We start from the raw sequence: 16,906 nt of genomic DNA on the forward strand, positions 1-16,906 counted from the left end.
TCGCCTTCTATACGTCAATATGGTCGCCGGTGCGCACCGTATCGTTCAGCGCAGGCAGATATTGTTTCAGTGCACTGAGTGCGGCGAGCGAGCAGGAATGCCCCAGCGTTGCAGGACGCCCTGCCCCTTCCCATATCGCCACATTGCCTTGCCGGGTCGGATGGGTCGGCAGCCTTATCCACTCTGCCCGCTTTGCCTCAAATAAAGCAGAAGCAGGTGTATTGGGTGGAATATGCCCCGTAAGCAGAATGGGATATCCTTGATCTGCCGCGCGTTTGATTGCCTCCACCGATGGGCCGGCGCTTCCCATGCCATCGAAACTCATGAGCGGGCAGTCCGGCAAAGCATCCAATTCCGACCAGTCCAGCGCCTTGGCCAGCCGCTGTGTCAGCTCTGCTCCAATGCCCGGATGGAAAGCATCTCTTGCAGCGATCTGCGCCGCCACAGCATCGCGCATGCTTGCATGAATCGCGAAGCGCTGAGGCAGGATAGCCATCAGTTCCAGCGGCTTCCCGGAAAGCGGCACGGGCAGCAGGCAACCATTCGGTTGCGTCTCGATCCATTGCCGGATCGCGGAAACGCGCTCATCGCTCGATATGGCATCATCGCCATAGGAGGCATCAAGCACCAGCAGATCGCAGCGCGGAATTGCATCCATTGCGAAAACCGCGCTGTCCGGCACCACATCGGCGGTGTAAACAGCGGACTTGGCTCCATCACTTGCCGCAAACCATACACCGCCTGCCACATGGCCGGACCGTCCGGTCGAAACGCTCAGCTCTCCAAGCTCAATGATATCACCCGCCGTAAAAACTTCAGCAGAATGAGCGGCAATCTCGAAGGCTTGCATGTGACCCTGCTCGCCATATTGCCCCAGCATGGAAGCAGCTTCCGTCGATGTTTCTGCCGTCATGAAGATACGGCCGCGAAATCCGCGCGACAAAAGCCAGGCCAGCCCGCCAATATGATCCTCATGCGCATGGGAAACAAAGACAGCATCAAGCTTGGCAATCGCTGCATCGTCAATTGCCGGATAATAGTCGCGGCCCGTCGCCCCAACCTTGATGCCAACATCCAGAAGTATGCTCTTGCCGCCGCCCGAAATGCCGACACTGGTCCGGCCTTTTTCGCCAAAACCGCCATGTAGATCAATCCGCATCAGACATTTGCCTCCGGTATGACCCAGCCCGAGGCGATGGCAATACGCGTCGTTTCACCTTCGGCCAGCCGCTTCGGATCAGCCAGATCGAAATGTAGTTCCTGTGTTTCATTGCCAGCAACTGCCTCGATGCGAGAGCCTCCCCCGCGATAGATGCTGCGCTTCACGGAAACTTCGATTCCGTCCTTGGCTGCCGGGATGATATCGGCGGCGCGAATGCACACCTTTGCATCGCCTGTCACGCCTTGGCCGGGACGGCAGCGGAAAACAGCCTCCTGTCCAAGCACTTCCACCTTGCATTGCCCGTTTTCTTCGACAGTCAGAACTTTGGCCGGAAACACCATACCCTGGGCAATAAACGAAGCCACCATGGGCGTCGCCGGTTGTTCATAAAGTTCGCGCGGCGTTGCAAACTGCACGAGATGTCCCTTGTCCATGACAGCAATACGATCCGCCAGAGCCATGGCTTCGGCCTGATCATGGGTAATGTAAATAATCGTCGTGCCCGTGCGTTTATGGAAGGAGGCAAACTCATCCTCCATCGAGGCGCGCAAATGCACATCCAGATTGGCAAGCGGCTCATCAAACAATACCAGCGATGGCGCTGACACAAGGCACCGGGCCAAAGCCACGCGCTGTCTTTGCCCGCCGGAAAGATTGGCTGGGCGGCGATCGCCATATCCTTGCAGATCGACCAGTTCGAGCGCTTCCAAAATGCGCCGGTCCCGCTCTGCCTTGTCGACCTTTGCCACTTTCAGACTATAGCCAACATTTTCTGAAACGCTCATATGCGGCCATAAGGCATAATTCTGGAAAACGATACCGACGCGTCTTTGCTCAGGCGGGACGTTCAATTTCGGGTTGGACATCTCCTTCCCGCCAACGGTGATTGTGCCCTGATTGACCTGTTCAAAACCGGCAACAAGGCGCAAGAGCGTCGTCTTCCCGCAGCCGGAAGGTCCGAGCACTGCAACAAATTCGCCATTGGCGACATCCAGCGAGACATTCGACAAGGCGTCATAGTCGCCAAATGTCTTGGTCACATTTTCAATTTTCAATCCCGCCATGGCAGAACTCCGTTTGGAAGGCTGCGTGCAAACAGATTGGTCAACAGCATCAGCGCAAAAATCACGACAATTGTCAGGGTTGATATGGCGGCGGCGTAGTTGGAATCGCCGCCCTGCTCAAAGGAAAAGATCACCACACCGATCGTCTCCGAGCCGGAAGCCCATAGCAGGGCTGAAACGGTCAATTCGCTGAAGGCCGTCATGAAGATCAACACGCCGCCGGCAAGCGTCGCGGGCGCGACGAGCGGAAATACGATGGTTCGCATGCGCCTTATAAGTCCGGCACCGGCAACTTGCGCCGCCTCTTCAAGCGAGCGGTCAATCTGGTGCAGGCCGCTGATTGTGGGCCTCAATGCCAATACGAGAAACCGAGCAAGATAGGCGTAGAGAATGATCCAGATTGTATTGTAGATCTGCAAGCCGATGATCGGCAGTGGCTTCAGAAACAAGAGCAGCGAGGCAATCGCCAGAACCACGCCGGGCAGTGCATAGGGCAATTCTGCGGAGAGATTCAGGAACTTCGTCCACCACCTTTTGCGCCAGGTAATGAGATAGCCAAGCGGGACTGCGACGAGCACTGCGAAGGCCGCTGCGGCAAGGGAAAGACCGAAACTGTTGAAAAATGCGCGTTTCGCCGCCGCGTGGTCAAACAGCACAAAAGCGTAATTGGCAAGTGTCACTGTCTTCATGCTTAGCGGCACGCCATATGCCGCGACAAGCGAGGTCAAAAACAACCCGACAATCGGCAGAACCAGCACAATGACAATCAATAGCCACATGGCGAATTCCGCCAAAGCGCGCCAGCGCCCAAGCTCGAATGGCGCGGCAGGCAGGGAGGTGGAAGCGATACGATAATCGCGGCGGCGGGAGGCATAATCCTGCGCAAGAATTCCGGCCATGGCGATGAGCCCGATGAGCATGGAAAGAACAGCAACTTCGGAAAGAACAGCGGGACCACCGCCAGCCAGCCGCTGATAGATCAATGTCGGCAAGACGAGATAGCCTGCCGGGATGCCAAGAAATGCCGGGATGCCGAAATTGCCCACACAGGAAACAAAAGCTAACGCGGTGGCACCAATGATGGATGGCGTCATTAGTGGCAGGATGATTGTACGAAGTACCGTTAGACGGCTTGCACCACTGCTTAAGGCGGCTTCCACCAGTTCACGCGGCAGCTTGCGCAATCCGGCCCGAACCATCAGGAAAACCAGGGGGCCATATTGCACGCCAAGCAGTGCAATTATGCCGGTCGTCGAATAGAGCGGATTTTTGCTGCCCAGCGCTGGTGCCATGCCAATCAGCTTGAGGAACGGGCTTGCAGGTCCGAATAATTGCAGCCAGGCCAGCGCCGTGACCTGCGGTGCGATAAGCAGCGGCACCACATAAAGCAGAATGAAAGTGCTGCGTCCGCGCACATTGGTCAGGCTCACCAGAAGGGCAACGGCAGTGCCAAGAATAACTGCCAGCAATGTGCCGCCTATGCCCACCTGCAATGAGTGCCACGTGGCGGTCCAGGTGGCCGAACCGGAAAGTGCCGTGCGAAGCGGTGCCGCAGAAAGACTGCCTTGCGGCATGACGATCTCGAAAGCGAGACGCAGCATTGGTACGATGGAAAGCATCGCGACAATGACCGCCACCCCTGCAATCAGGGCTGTATCAGTACCCTGACGCTTTTCAGCAAATATAGTCATTCACAGTCCCATATTGCATTTTTGCCGTGCGTGGTTCGACAAGCTCACCATGAAGAGGGTGGATAGTTGCAAAACCTATCTGCAACGTCTCAGAACAATGCCCTTTGCAAACCACCACTTTCTCATGGTGAGCTATCCTGAGCTAGTCGAAGGACGAACCACGCACAGCGCGATTGCCAAACTGGAAACGGCAAGAGAACTCAATTGAACTCTCTTGCCGGAATAGTTTTAGCCGCCGAACATTCCGGAGAATTTCGCCTTGTCAGCGTCAGTCGCTTCGAGAACCTTCAGAGTTTCGATTGGCATTACCTTGATTTCAACACCTTCAGGCAGCCAGGAAGGACGGCCAATCGATGGTTTGGCAGGCAGATAGCCCTGTGCAAGCGCCAGTTTCTGTCCATCATCCGAAAGGATGAAGTCTACGAATTTCTGCGCGGCAGGAAGGTTCTTCGTGCCAGACATGATCGCGACTGGTTCCGTCACCGCAGGAACACCTTCCGAGGGGAAAACGAATTCAACCGGAGAGCCTTTGGCCTTTGCATTCAGCGCCATGAAATCGACAAGGATGCCATAAGGCTTCTCTCCGCTGGCTACGGATTTCAGCACCGCGCCATTGCCGCGTACGGCTACTGTTTCATTGGCCTTGAGCTTGTCGAAATAGTCCCAGCCAAGTTCGGGATTGCCGACGAAACCGCTCAGCAGATAGGCTGCGGCACCAGAATAAAGTGGGCTTGGCATGACGATCATGCCCTTATATTCCGGCTTGGCAAGGTCTGCCCAATGTTCGGGCTTAGCCGTTGCAGCTGAATTATAGGCGATGCCTGTAGTGATTAGCTTGCTACCGAAATAGGTCTTGTCCTTATCAAAAGAGTCTTTGCTGAAACCTTCGACATTAGCCTTGTCATAGGCCTGGAGTTTGCCCTGTTTCTTCAGGCCTTCCATGCTCACCGCATCTGCGATCAGCAATACGTCGGCCTGTGTGGCACCGGCAGAAAACTCCGCCGCCAGCTTGCTCAAAATATCGCTTGTACCAGACCGGTACACCTGCACCTCGATATCTGGATTAACCTTGCGAAATGCCTCGACGGTTTTTGCTGCATCAGCATCGGGCTGTGATGTGTAAAGGCTAAGCGTTTCAGCATTGGCCGCACCAAAAGCCAGCGACACAGCAAAAAGAGCTGGCACGCCGAGTGTCATTTTAAGAAACTTATTCATTTTTTCTCCTCCCAAAGGGGATTCGGTTTAATCGGGGGGACATGTGCCCACGAAAAATCCTCCTCCGTGCATTCCCGGTTCTTTTCGACCTGTCATGCCGGAGGAGTGTCCATGTTCAATTGTCTTTTGTCAAATACATTTGAACAATGAAACTTATGTGACAAACAAAACTGAATTCATAAAAAATCGCTGGAGACCCGGTGACGGTTAGAAAACTTAGCCGACAGATTTTAGTGTTCGCATCTCATCTTGATCAGGGTCTTAGAACCGAAAGGCCCGGTCCGGAACCCTTAGCTGGGCTGATCGTCAAGCTTATGACAAGACATTCGATAGATCGGCTCGACTTATTTTAAAGCACACCTCGGCTGCGTAAAAAATCCATCAGGCCGACATGGGTAATGGCCTCAAACTCGGCAGCGGCAGCGGCAAATTTTTTACGCTGATTAAGCAGCATGCCGAAAACCTGTTTCATCTCTGATGATACGCCAAAACGCTCCCAGCGCTCTGCCACATGAGGCGGCAAATCGAGATCACGGCAAAAATCTGAAATCGTGGCATAGCCCAGCAGTGCGAGATTTGTTTTCACCTCGTCAACGGGCATACGCTCTTCAACGGCATGGTCATGCAGACGCTGGGCAACCAGACGAAGGTCAGCCGGAGAAGATCCAATGACTCGATTGAGGATGGAACGAACCTCATTTGGAAATGACGACATGTGCAACTCCAGATTTCAAATTACATGTAACTTATAATGATGGTGCCGGTCGGGCCAGTGGAATTTATAGGACTGGCCCAACGGCGTCTCAAATATGTGAAAAAGTGGCAGAGAAAATCGGGACCCGCCTCTCTTTTCCCGGAAATATCCGAAGATTTGCTGAAAAACCTTCGATTCTTGCCCAAAATTTACAATCCAAGGATGTGTTTTAGTTGTGCTTGGTTGAATGGGGGCGCTTCGCGACATTGGCCAACAGACATATCGCCGCCATTTAAATCAAGCCGCGCAGCTTCAACTCGTCCTTGAGATAAGCATAGTAGATAGGCGCAGCGACAAGTCCAGCAATGCCGTACCAGGCTTCAAAAACAATCATTGCAAGCAACAATTCCCAGGCGGCAGCCTTGATACGCGACCCGATAATCTTCGCATTCATAAAATACTCAAGCTTATGAATAATAATCAGAAATGCGAGAGATCCGACCGCGGCGCCGAAGGAAACGCTGAGCGCAACAATGACGATTACAGTGTTTGATATCAAATTGCCTATGACTGGAAGCAAACCGACAAAAAATGTTACTGCAATCATGGTCTTGACCAATGGCAAGTGAATGCCAAACGCTGGCAATACTACGGCCAGGAAAATTCCGGTAAAAAATGTGTTTAACGCAGAAATACGCAACTGCGAAAAGACGATATTGCGAAATGCATTGCTTAACAATGCTGCGCGCTCTGTCAGGGCTACAGCCAGAGGGCCGGGCTTTTTGGTCGGTGATACAGATGTCAGCGCGATCAATCCACCAATGACCATGCCAAGGATGATCCGTATGAGCAGGACACCAATATCGCGACCGACGAGCTGTAATTGCCCGGCATGATTGCGTAACCATGCGGCGGCAAAGCTTTCCAGCTCTTCAAGGTTGGATGGAAAATAGTCACGCGCCCAAGTCGGCAGATGAAGCTGCGCTGTATCAATGATCTCAGCCATTTTTTGGAACAGTGAAACTATGCCTTCCGACCCATCGGTCAGCAGCACCATGCCCCGCATCACACCAATAACGACGAGAAGTATAAAAATTAGCGCAAGTATCGCCAGCGCCAATGTTCTTGTTAAACCATTGGAAACGCCCATTCTTCCAAGTAAAGGGGCGGCCATATGCACCAGACTATAGACCAGAAGTCCAGCCAGAAGCGCGGAAAGCAATCCAAGTTGAAGGGCGCCTACAAGTGCGACAAGTGCCAATATATACGAAGCTATTTGAGGCTTTGAGATCGTCTGCAAGAGGTCACCAAACAAGGAGAAAATGGATGGAACGTTCCTAGACTTGAAACCTCTTGCTGCGCAAGGCCAATTACAAGAATTGATGCTCCGCTATGGCAATAGTCGCCTGGCACAGATTATTTTTTGGTATTTCATCCATAAAAACCGATCACTTACCGATGCAATGCAAATGATTTGATTATCCGCTATTCTTTGACATTCAACGCTTTTCTTACGCTCTTGTTCAGCTCGATTTTTGCGGAAAGAAAATCCGGGACGGTCGTCCAATATCGTAGCGTTACACTCATCGTCGTTTCGCCCAACTCAGCAATGAATGTATCCGGGGCGGGGGTTTCTTTCACATAAGGACTGTTTACGGCAAGAGCGGTCAGCGTTGCTTGTATCTCGTCGAAGTCGTCAGCATTATCAATAGTAATCGTGATGTCATTTCGCCTTGCACCATTGCGCGTGAAATTCTTCACCGGCTGAGTCCAAAGAGTTGAATTTGGCGCAAGCAAATATATACCATCGGCAGAGCGCAAACGTGTTGCGAATAGTCCGATTTCCTCGACGGTGCCCGAAATACTGCCGACCTCTACATATTCGCCAATACGCAAAGGACGAAGCGCAAGCAACATGATCCCCGCAGCAATATTCTGCAAGGTTCCCTGCAGCGCCAGGCCAATGGCCAGACCGACTGCACCAATGGCAGCTATCATCGACGCGGTTTGAATTCCGAACTGGCCAAGAACCATAACGATTACAAGGCCTAAGACCATATAGCGCGCAATCTTTGAGAAGAACCGGCGCAGGGTCATGTCAAACCCGCTCACCTGCCCAAGTCCAGCATAGACCCAGCGCTCTACCAAACGAGCGGCAAGAAAGCCGACGACCAGCAACAAGATCGCGCCTATGACCGAGAATGAATAGGTGACGATCAGCACTCTGGCTTGATCAATCGCTGCCTGAATGGCGGAAAGGGAGTTCTGGGGATCAAGTTCCATAGGGGTGGTCTCCTTTTGGCAAGAAGGTTCAACCCCTATGGCGTTCGGATAGTTCCGTCAAACGGCTAAGCTTCGATAGCTTCCGGATTACGGCGACGATAAATGATCGACGAAACCAGCGAGAATACTATCAGCGTTGCACCAATCAGACCGGTGATTACTTCCGGAATGTGGAACAGTGTCTGGCAATACATGATGACTGCTAGAACGAGGATCGCATAAAATGCGCCGTGCTCCAGATATCGATACTGACCGAGCGTTTCCTTTTCGACCAGCATGATTGTGAGCGACCTTACATAGAACGCACCGATACCAAGGCCGATGGCGATGACAAAAAGGTTGGTTGAAAGGGCAAAAGCGCCAATGACACCGTCGAAAGAAAAACTCGCATCCAGCACTTCGAGGTACAGGAATGCGCCCAATCCACCCTTGTGAACAGTATCCATCTGCTCCTGCGTGGCATCCAGCACTGCGCCGATGCCTTCGACAACGAGGAATGTAAGCAGCCCGTAAATGGCCGATGTCAGGAACGTTACCGAGTCTTCTCCAACGAGTTGGCGGGAGAAGAAAATGATCAGGACAAGAACAACGCCGACTTCAATGCCCTGAATTGATGCAAAGCGGGATGCACGGCTTTCGATGAGCTTGATCCAATGAACGTCTTTCTCATGATCGAAGAAGAATTTAAGCCCCACCATCAGGAGGAAAGTACCGCCAAAAGCAGCGATTCCGACATGCGCCTCCTTCATTATGCGCGCATATTCTTCAGGATTGGAGATGGCCAGTTTCATCGCGGAAATCGGATCAATCCAGGCGGCAACTGCCACAATGGCAAGCGGGAAAACAATGCGCATGCCGAAAACGGCTATGATGATGCCCCATGTCAGGAAGCGATGCTGCCAGACCGGGTCCATGTCCTTGAGTATTTTGGCATTTACGATGGCGTTGTCGAATGACAGCGATATTTCCAATACACCAAGCACAGCGCAGATAAACAGCACCGACAATGCGCCCTGTATATTTCCGGAGTAGATGAAGCCTATCCAGGCCCCGGCCGCCAATCCGAAAATTGTGAAAAGAATTGGCCAGATGAAATATTTATAAGTTGCCATGCGTGTTTCCTGCTCCTGACTCCCTGATTGCCATCAGGACGGGACTTCAACGTTTTTTATTACGTTAAGAATATGAATTTCCACCCGAATGCAATCTCCCACTACCCTTAGAAAGCATAATCCTGTCTTAATCCTGTCGCGAACTCCTTACACCTGCTTGCGAACGGTATAAATAGTAACGGCCAAGGCTGATCGCCAACTATCAAAGCTTCCAAGCGGCTGCGCATGCGACACGCTGAGCTTGATAAGATCTCCACCATGCACTTCCCGCCAACCGACCAGCGCCATTTCGCTTTGAATGGTAACAGCATTTGCGACAAGCCTGCCACCCGGCTTCAATGCAAGCCAGCATGCATCCAAAACCCCGGGATCAGTCACGCCCCCGCCGATGAAAATCGCATCGGGAGTGTTGAGTTCCGCCAGTGCATCCGGCGCTTGCCCCCGCACAAGTTCGAGGCCGGGCACGCCAAGCGTTTTACTATTCTGGACAATAAGAGCCTGCCGCTTCTCGTCGGCCTCGATCGCAATCGCCTTGCATGTCGGGTGCGAGCGCATCCACTCAATGCCGATCGAGCCGCATCCTGCTCCGACATCCCAAAGCAATTCGCGCGGCAAGGGTGCCAGATGCGCCAAGGTTACTGCTCGCACATCCCGCTTCGTCAACTGCCCGTCATGTTGGTAAGCCTCGTCTGACAGACCCGCCATAAGGGGATATGAGAGCGAGAATTGATCAGGCTGCCCACAATCCACTGCAAGAATATTGAGGTCTGCACAACGCAATTGGTTCCAGCTTTGTGCAACACCATCAATGCGCCGTTGATTCTCGCCTCCTAAATGCTCGAGCACAGTCAGACGAGCCGTAGTAAAGCCCGATTCGATCAAAAGCCGTGCCACATGGGTAGGCGTTTCACCATCATTGCTGAGAATAAGCAGCTTTGCATCAGGCACAAAGGACTTCGCCAAGGTTTCGAGCGCTCGTCCATGAACACTGAGCAACTCTATGTCTTGTATGGGCCAACCCATGGCAGCAGCAGCAAGCGAGAATGATGAAGGCGAAGGCAAAACCAGCATTTCCTCCGCGCTCAGGTACCGCGTGAGCGTTGCCCCCATGCCGTAATGCATCGGATCGCCGCTTGCCAGAACGACAACTGCGTTTCCACGCAAGGCAAGCAACATCGCATAGGCGTCTGAAAACGGTGTCGGCCATGCTATACGCTTCGCGCCAAATTCTTCGGGCAGGAGATCAAGATGACGCTTGCCGCCGAATATGGTGCCCGCAGCTTTCAGGGCGGCCCGTGCATTCTGCCCAAGCCCCTCATATCCGTCTTCACCAATCCCGATTATCGTGAGCCACTGCGCCATCATCTATCTCGTTGAGCATTCAATGCCATGCATGCCCGAAAGCGCAAGATGGGTCAACGAAGGTTACAGCGATGAGAATGGTTGGCACACCCTGCGCCATCCTGTAAAACCGTCAAAGCCATGAGCCCGATAATGAAACCCGTCCGCAAAACTTTAGTCCACGACCGGCGCTCCGCCTGTCCGGGGTTGTTTCGTATGGCACAAGCGCTGGATGGCGGAATATGCCGGGTAAAACTGACGTTCGGCAACCTCACTTCCGATCAGGCAAGAGGGATAGCCCGGGCCGCTGAAGAGTTTGGTAATGGAATCATCGACATTACCAATCGGGCAAATATGCAAATCCGCGGCGTTCGCCCGGACAGCGAAGACGCGCTTGTCGACAGTTTGCTCGCGCTCGGGTTGGGGCCTCTGACTGACAAGGGGGATGACATACGCAATGTCATGATCAGCCCGCTTGTCGGACAAGACGATAAAAAAAGCGACATCAGGCCTCTGGCTACGCGCATTCTGACAGAATTGCAGACAAACCTTCGCTATCAAACGCTCTCACCCAAATTCTGTATACTCATCGATGGAGGTGAGGATGTTGCTATGGTCACTCATCCGCACGATCTTTGGCTAAGCCCGATCAACCCGGAAAATCCGGCTTCTGCCTACGCCTTTGGTATCGCTGGCACTCCCCCTGTTCTTGCAGGGGATCAATCCGCTCTGGGACTAGTCAGCACAGAGAAATCCTTCGAACTGGTAACCGCCATTCTCGATCTTTTCATCGAATGGAACATTGCCAATCCAGATGCATCGCGTTTACGCCATATGCTTGCGGATTTGGGCCGGGATCACTTTATTGGTCGTGTTGAGGGGCGATTTGACGAGTCTCTCCGCAATGCAGATCTCGGTCAGTGGCGCAGGACCCCACCGCAGGCAAATGGTCATCTGAGTATCGTGAAAACCTCCAATGCGAGTTTCCAGATGGTCGGCGCAATGCCACCACTTGGTCGCTTAAATCCCGATATGCTGCGTAATCTGGCCGCGATTGCCGATCGTTACTGCTCAGGGGCGCTGCAAGTGACGCCATGGCAAAGTGTGCTTTTATCCGGAGTAGCGAAGGATCATGCCGAAGATGCGCTCGATGCACTGCGTGCACTTGGGCTTACCAGTGATCCTCTGGAGCCCATTGCAACGATGATCAGCTGCTCCGGATCGGCTGGCTGCAAATCCGCGCTGGCAGCGACGCAATCGGATGGTATCCGCCTCGCCACCCTGCTTGCCGGCAAATCCGAGATGCCGCAAATACACCTTACCGGATGCAGCAAGTCCTGCGCCTCACCTATGGCAAAACCCGTAACGCTCGTAGCAACCTCTGCGGGTCGCTATGATATCTTTCTGCAAGTGACCAATGGACCGTCGCGATTTGGCAAGCTATTGGCTAGCAACCGCACTATCGAGGAATCGGCCGAACTGATCGGCGCTAATTTCGGCTCCGGGGGGCCATCACATGCTTGACTACATTCGCGATGGCCAAGCGATCTATGATCGCTCCTTCGCTATCATTCGCTCTGAGGCTGACCTAAGCCGCATTCCTGCCGATCTGGAAAAACTTGCCGTGCGCGTTGCCCATGCCTGCGGGATGGTTGATGTGATTGAGGATCTGGCATTTTCGGATGGCGCGGCGAGAGCAGGACGAAACGCCTTGCTTGCAGGCGCACCGATCTTATGTGATGCGCGCATGGTTGCGGAGGGCGTCACACGCGCCCGCTTGCCTCGTGATAATCAAGTCATCTGCACATTGAACGACCCCTCCGTGCCAGCACTGGCAATGGAGATGGGTAACACACGCTCTGCTGCGGCTCTTGAACTCTGGCATCCTCATCTGGAGGGGGCTGTCGTTGCCTTTGGCAATGCTCCAACCGCGCTTTTTCGGCTTCTCGAAATGATTGAGGAAGGCGCTCCGCGTCCCGCACTGGTGCTTGGCTTTCCAGTTGGCTTTGTCGGTGCAATGGAATCAAAAGCTGCGCTTGCCGAAAATACCCATGGCATTCCTTTTGTCGTTGTTCATGGGCGTCGTGGTGGCAGCGCCATGGCTGCAGCCGCCATTAATGCGCTTGCGTCGGAGAAAGAATAATGGCGGCGCAGGGAAGACTGTTCGGACTGGGCGTCGGCCCCGGCGATCCCGAGCTCATCACATTGAAGGCGTTGCGGCTACTTCAGTCTGCGCCGGTCGTAGCCTACCATGCCGCAAAGGGCAAAAAGGGTAATGCTCTGACCATTGTTGAAAAATACCTCAGCGACAGCCAGTTGCTGGTGCCGCTGATTTATCCGGTTACAACCGAGATATTGCCAGCCCACATGAATTATGAGGCGATTGTCAGCGATTTTTACAGCGAAATCACCGGCGTTTTGCGCACTCATCTGGATGCGGGATCAGATGTGGCAGTCATCGCTGAAGGCGATCCCTTCTTCTACGGCTCATTCATGTATATCCATGATCGCCTGGCCGAAGACTATCAGACAGAGGTCGTGCCCGGTGTGTGTTCGATCCTGGGTGGCGCGGCAGTTCTTGGCGCCCCGCTTGTCTACCGCAATCAAACCCTGACGGTTCTCTCCGGAGTGCTTCCGGCGGAAGAATTGAAGACAAGACTTGCCGCCACGGAAGCCGCAGCGATTATGAAGCTTGGCAAAAACCTCGCAAAGGTGCGTGATGTTATTGCTGAGCTCGGCCTGATGGACCGCGCGCTTTACGTTGAACGGGCGACTATGGACGCCCAGAAAATCGTACCGCTCAGCGAAGTGGATCCGGCGTCATCCCCCTACTTCTCGCTGATTCTGGTTCCCGGAGAAAAGTGGCAAGGCAACGGCGAATGATGGCCTCCCCCATTATTTTGGTTCTCTCCGCCTTAGGTTTGCAAACAGCATTGCAAATTAAGTCGGCCTTGGATGGAAGCACCATCTACGGGCTTGATACGCGCGTCGAAGGGGCTGACGAAAGCTTCGAAAATTTTGGTGACACTGTCCGCCAGCTTTATCAGTCAGGCCATCCCATTATCGCACTTTGCTCGGCAGGAATTATCATTCGTTCGCTCGCATCCATCTTGGAGAACAAGGGCGGGGAGCCGCCTGTACTTGCCGTCGCGGATGATGGTAGCACGGTGGTCCCGCTGCTCGGCGGAACGACTGGCGTCAATATTCTGGCGCGCCAGATTGCTACGATTCTCAATGTTCCAGCTGCTATCACCACCTCCGGCGAGCTTCGTTTCGGGACATGCCTGCTAAATCCACCGCCCGAATTCCAGCTGAAGAATCCCGGAAATGCCAAGAAGTTCATTGCCGATATGCTTGCCGGAAAGACCGTGCGCATAGAAGGAAGTGCGCCTTGGCTTGCCGATGCACGTCTGCCGCTGAATGATGAGGGCGAATTGCTTATCCGGGTGACACCCGATGACGTGGTCGCAGGCGAAAATGAATTGGTATTTCAATCAACAGCGCAGGTCGATCAGACTCGTCCACGAGGAAAACTCAGTGTTATAGGTCTTGGCCCAGGCAATCCCGATTTTATGGTTCCCGCCGTCAAACATGCACTGCAACAGGCTCAAGACATTCTTGGCTATGAAACCTATATTCGCATGGCTGGAACCTTTCGGCCCAACCAGACCATCCATGCGACCGATAATCGCGAAGAGATGCAGCGTGCCCGCCATGCTTTTGAACTTGCTGCAACAGGCCGGTCCGTGGTCATGGTTTCTTCCGGTGACCCGGGCGTTTTCGCCATGGCTGCAGCGGTGATCGAAGCTTTGCACGACTCCGACAATCCCGCATGGCATAGTGTAGAGCTGGAAATATTGCCGGGTGTCTCTGCTGCACTTGCTGCAGCGAGCAAAAGCGGTGCGCCCCTTGGTCATGATTTTTGCATCATTTCATTGTCGGATAATCTGAAGCCTTGGGAGATTATCGAAAAACGCATTTCACTGGCCGCCGAAGCAGATTTTGCTTTTGCCTTCTACAACCCGATTTCCAAGCCGCGGCCCTGGCAATTGCCCCGGGCAATAGAGTTGCTGCGCCAGCATCGCAATCCCGATACGCCGGTTGTCCTGGGCCGTGATATTGGCCGCCCGGCGGAGACCCTGCGGACGATACGGCTGGAAGACTTAACGCCAGAACAGGTCGACATGCGTACGGTCATCATTGTCGGCTCGTCATTAACGCGCAGTTTTCCCAAAACGGATGGCGGGGAATGGACTTACACACCCCGATGGTATGGCATCAAGCCTGACTCCTGATGTAATCCATCATCTAATCGACAAAAGACAATCGCCTCGGTCAAGGATGCCGGAAAAAGGACTGAGCACTTCGTTTTTGTGTCGACGCATTTCAACGGTGCCCCCTATGATCCCGCACAATTGCCAAGATAACTGAATGACGACAGACGGAGTTCCCATGCCAGACCAGAATTATGTCCTGACGCTTACCTGTGAAGACCGGCCAGGAATTGTTGCCTCGGTAACCACAGAACTGGCAGGCATGGATGCCAATATTGCTGAAAGCAATCAGTTCTGGGATCGCCAAACCAACCGCTTCTTCATGCGCATTGCATTTACGGCTGCCGAAGGAACATCGAAAGACGATGTAGAGCGAGCGCTCAAACCTGCTGTTACTCGCTTCGATATGAAGACAAGCCTCATCGATCAATCAAAGAAGCCAAGAATCATTATCATGGTCTCGCGTTTCGACCACGCTTTGCTGCACTTGATTTATCAGATCAAGGTAGGCTGGCTCGATGCGGAAGTCGCAGCGATCGTCTCCAATCATGAAGACAGCCGACGTTTTGCCGACCACGAAGGCATCCCATATCACGTGCTTCCCGTGTCAAAAGACAACAAGAAAGAGCAAGAAGATGCGCTGCTCAAAATTGTCAAAGACACTGGTGCTGATCTTGTGATTCTTGCCCGCTACATGCAGGTCCTTTCCGACAATCTCTCGAAGCGGCTTTTTGGCAAGGTTATCAATATTCACCACTCCTTCCTGCCAAGCTTCAAAGGTGCAAAGCCTTATCACCAGGCTTTCGAGCGAGGCGTGAAGCTGATTGGTGCAACGGCTCATTACGTGACGCCCGACCTTGATGAAGGTCCCATTATCGAACAGGAAACTGAACGCGTAACCCACGCCATGAGCGCAGAAGATTTTGTAGCCACGGGCCGTGACATCGAAAGCCGAGTGTTGGCCCGCGCGGTCAAGAAGCATCTTGAATCGCGCGTTATGCTCAATGGCCACAAGACAGTCGTCTTCGGCTAAAGCTTTCTTGCCTGAACGGAAGTTGCTCGCGGCCTATTTGGCCGCGAAATAATTATCGAGATTGGAGACAACGCGGTCAGCCATGGCCTTGCGGGTTTCAACCGTGGCGCTGCCCATATGCGGCTGTAGAACTACATTATCCAATGCGAACAAGTCCGCAGGCACGTTGGGCTCGTCAACAAAAACGTCAAGCCCGGCCCGGCCGAGTTCCTTTGACTTCAACAATTCGACCAGTGCAATTTCATCAACGACGGTTCCGCGAGCAACATTGATGAATGTTCCCTCGGGCCCAAGTGCCTGCAAAACTTCGCGAGAAATGACACCCTGCGTTGCCTCGCCGCCCGGCAGGATAGCAATCAATGCTGCGCAGTCGCCGGCCATCTCAACCAGATTGTCATAATGCTTAAATGAGATGTCGGGCTTCTTGTTACGCGTGTGGTAGACAACATCGCAGCCAAAAGCCAAGAGCTTGGTCGCGATTACGCTCCCAATCCGCCCCAGCCCGACAAGCCCGACTTTCTTTCCCTCAATGCCGAGCGCCAGAGGAGCGGCTTCGCCCTTCGCCCATCGGCCTTCCCGTACAAACCGGTCATTGGCGACGATGTCTCTCGTTGAGGCAAGCAAAAGTGTTATTGCCATGTTTGCTGTGTCTTCGTTGAGAACATCCGGCGTATTGGCAATTTTTATGCCCTTCTTATTGGCATAGGCCACGTCAAGAGAGTCGGTGCCGACGCCAAATGACGAAACAATTTTTACGGCGGTTAGAAGGTCAATCATGTCTGCCTTCAGCCCCGTGAAAGTGCTCGTCACAGCCGCCTCAAAGCGTGGCGCATGGGCTTGCAGAAAACCCAGCGCATCCTTCTCCTCATATAGCTTCTCGATCTCGTACTTTTTACCCAACTCTTCAATGAGATAGGGCATAAGCGGTCCGAGAATGAGAAGTGGTTGCTTTGACATGAGAATGAGTCCTATGGATCATGCGTGAAGAATATGCTGAACATAACGATGTTTCGATCACAATGACAAACCATTTACTC

Annotated in this window: 15 protein-coding genes; 5 read left to right on the forward strand and 10 right to left on the reverse strand. The window is 53.2% G+C overall.

Annotated elements, in window-relative coordinates; all coding sequences use genetic code 11:
* Window positions 1–7: 7 nt before the first annotated feature.
* The 9 genes from V9K95_RS20795 to cbiE all read right to left on the reverse strand — a co-directional run bounded on the left by V9K95_RS20795 (window position 8) and on the right by cbiE (window position 10,583).
* On the reverse strand, window positions 8–1,159 hold the full coding sequence (locus tag V9K95_RS20795; protein WP_336442097.1) for an MBL fold metallo-hydrolase: 1,152 nt from the start codon (window positions 1,157–1,159) through the stop codon (window positions 8–10).
* Window positions 1,159–2,226 carry an ABC transporter ATP-binding protein gene (locus tag V9K95_RS20800; protein ID WP_307280589.1) on the reverse strand — a complete coding sequence of 356 codons (1,068 nt, stop codon included), beginning with the start codon at window positions 2,224–2,226 and terminating at the stop codon, window positions 1,159–1,161. The genes V9K95_RS20795 and V9K95_RS20800 overlap by 1 nt, the downstream gene beginning before the upstream one ends.
* Window positions 2,214–3,917, reverse strand: a complete 1,704-nt coding sequence (locus tag V9K95_RS20805) for an ABC transporter permease (protein WP_336442096.1) — start codon at window positions 3,915–3,917, stop codon at window positions 2,214–2,216. Before V9K95_RS20805 ends, V9K95_RS20800 begins: the two co-directional genes overlap by 13 nt.
* 228 nt (window positions 3,918–4,145) lie before the next feature.
* Window positions 4,146–5,132: an ABC transporter substrate-binding protein gene (locus V9K95_RS20810; protein ID WP_115054243.1), complete on the reverse strand. Its 987-nt coding sequence runs from the start codon at window positions 5,130–5,132 to the stop codon at window positions 4,146–4,148.
* A 349-nt stretch (window positions 5,133–5,481) separates the two neighbouring features.
* On the reverse strand, window positions 5,482–5,847 hold the full coding sequence (locus V9K95_RS20815; protein WP_336442095.1) for a hypothetical protein: 366 nt from the start codon (window positions 5,845–5,847) through the stop codon (window positions 5,482–5,484).
* Between the two features lie 271 nt (window positions 5,848–6,118).
* Window positions 6,119–7,126 (reverse strand): AI-2E family transporter, encoded by a 1,008-nt coding sequence (locus V9K95_RS20820; protein ID WP_307280600.1) that lies wholly within the window; start codon window positions 7,124–7,126, stop codon window positions 6,119–6,121.
* Between the two features lie 185 nt (window positions 7,127–7,311).
* Window positions 7,312–8,109 (reverse strand): mechanosensitive ion channel family protein, encoded by a 798-nt coding sequence (locus V9K95_RS20825; RefSeq protein ID WP_336442094.1) that lies wholly within the window; start codon window positions 8,107–8,109, stop codon window positions 7,312–7,314.
* Between the two features lie 65 nt (window positions 8,110–8,174).
* Window positions 8,175–9,221: a DUF475 domain-containing protein gene (locus V9K95_RS20830; protein ID WP_115054240.1), complete on the reverse strand. Its 1,047-nt coding sequence runs from the start codon at window positions 9,219–9,221 to the stop codon at window positions 8,175–8,177.
* A 147-nt stretch (window positions 9,222–9,368) separates the two neighbouring features.
* A complete protein-coding gene (cbiE, locus tag V9K95_RS20835; RefSeq protein WP_336442093.1) occupies window positions 9,369–10,583 on the reverse strand; it encodes a precorrin-6y C5,15-methyltransferase (decarboxylating) subunit CbiE in 1,215 nt (404 codons plus the stop codon).
* Between the two features lie 132 nt (window positions 10,584–10,715).
* Here cbiE and cobG point away from each other — a divergent pair, with 132 nt between their 5' ends.
* The 5 genes from cobG (at window position 10,716) to purU (ending at window position 15,869) form a co-directional block, all read left to right on the forward strand.
* Window positions 10,716–12,086, forward strand: a complete 1,371-nt coding sequence (gene cobG, locus V9K95_RS20840; RefSeq protein ID WP_336442092.1) for a precorrin-3B synthase — start codon at window positions 10,716–10,718, stop codon at window positions 12,084–12,086.
* A complete protein-coding gene (locus tag V9K95_RS20845) occupies window positions 12,079–12,705 on the forward strand; it encodes a precorrin-8X methylmutase (protein WP_336442091.1) in 627 nt (208 codons plus the stop codon). Before cobG ends, V9K95_RS20845 begins: the two co-directional genes overlap by 8 nt.
* Window positions 12,705–13,445 carry a precorrin-2 C(20)-methyltransferase gene (locus V9K95_RS20850; RefSeq protein WP_336442090.1) on the forward strand — a complete coding sequence of 247 codons (741 nt, stop codon included), beginning with the start codon at window positions 12,705–12,707 and terminating at the stop codon, window positions 13,443–13,445. Before V9K95_RS20845 ends, V9K95_RS20850 begins: the two co-directional genes overlap by 1 nt.
* Window positions 13,442–14,857 (forward strand): precorrin-3B C(17)-methyltransferase, encoded by a 1,416-nt coding sequence (gene cobJ / locus V9K95_RS20855; protein WP_336442089.1) that lies wholly within the window; start codon window positions 13,442–13,444, stop codon window positions 14,855–14,857. The genes V9K95_RS20850 and cobJ overlap by 4 nt, the downstream gene beginning before the upstream one ends.
* A 157-nt stretch (window positions 14,858–15,014) precedes the next feature.
* Window positions 15,015–15,869, forward strand: coding sequence for a formyltetrahydrofolate deformylase (gene purU / locus V9K95_RS20860; RefSeq protein ID WP_115054234.1), 855 nt, complete (start codon window positions 15,015–15,017; stop codon window positions 15,867–15,869).
* A 33-nt stretch (window positions 15,870–15,902) separates the two neighbouring features.
* Here purU and V9K95_RS20865 read toward each other — a convergent pair whose 3' ends face one another.
* On the reverse strand, window positions 15,903–16,826 hold the full coding sequence (locus tag V9K95_RS20865) for a 2-hydroxyacid dehydrogenase (RefSeq protein WP_115054233.1): 924 nt from the start codon (window positions 16,824–16,826) through the stop codon (window positions 15,903–15,905).
* Between the last annotated feature and the right edge of the window lie 80 nt (window positions 16,827–16,906).

The organism is Phyllobacterium sp. CCNWLW183 (genome assembly GCF_037203775.1).
Classification (GTDB): domain Bacteria; phylum Pseudomonadota; class Alphaproteobacteria; order Rhizobiales; family Rhizobiaceae; genus Phyllobacterium; species Phyllobacterium ifriqiyense.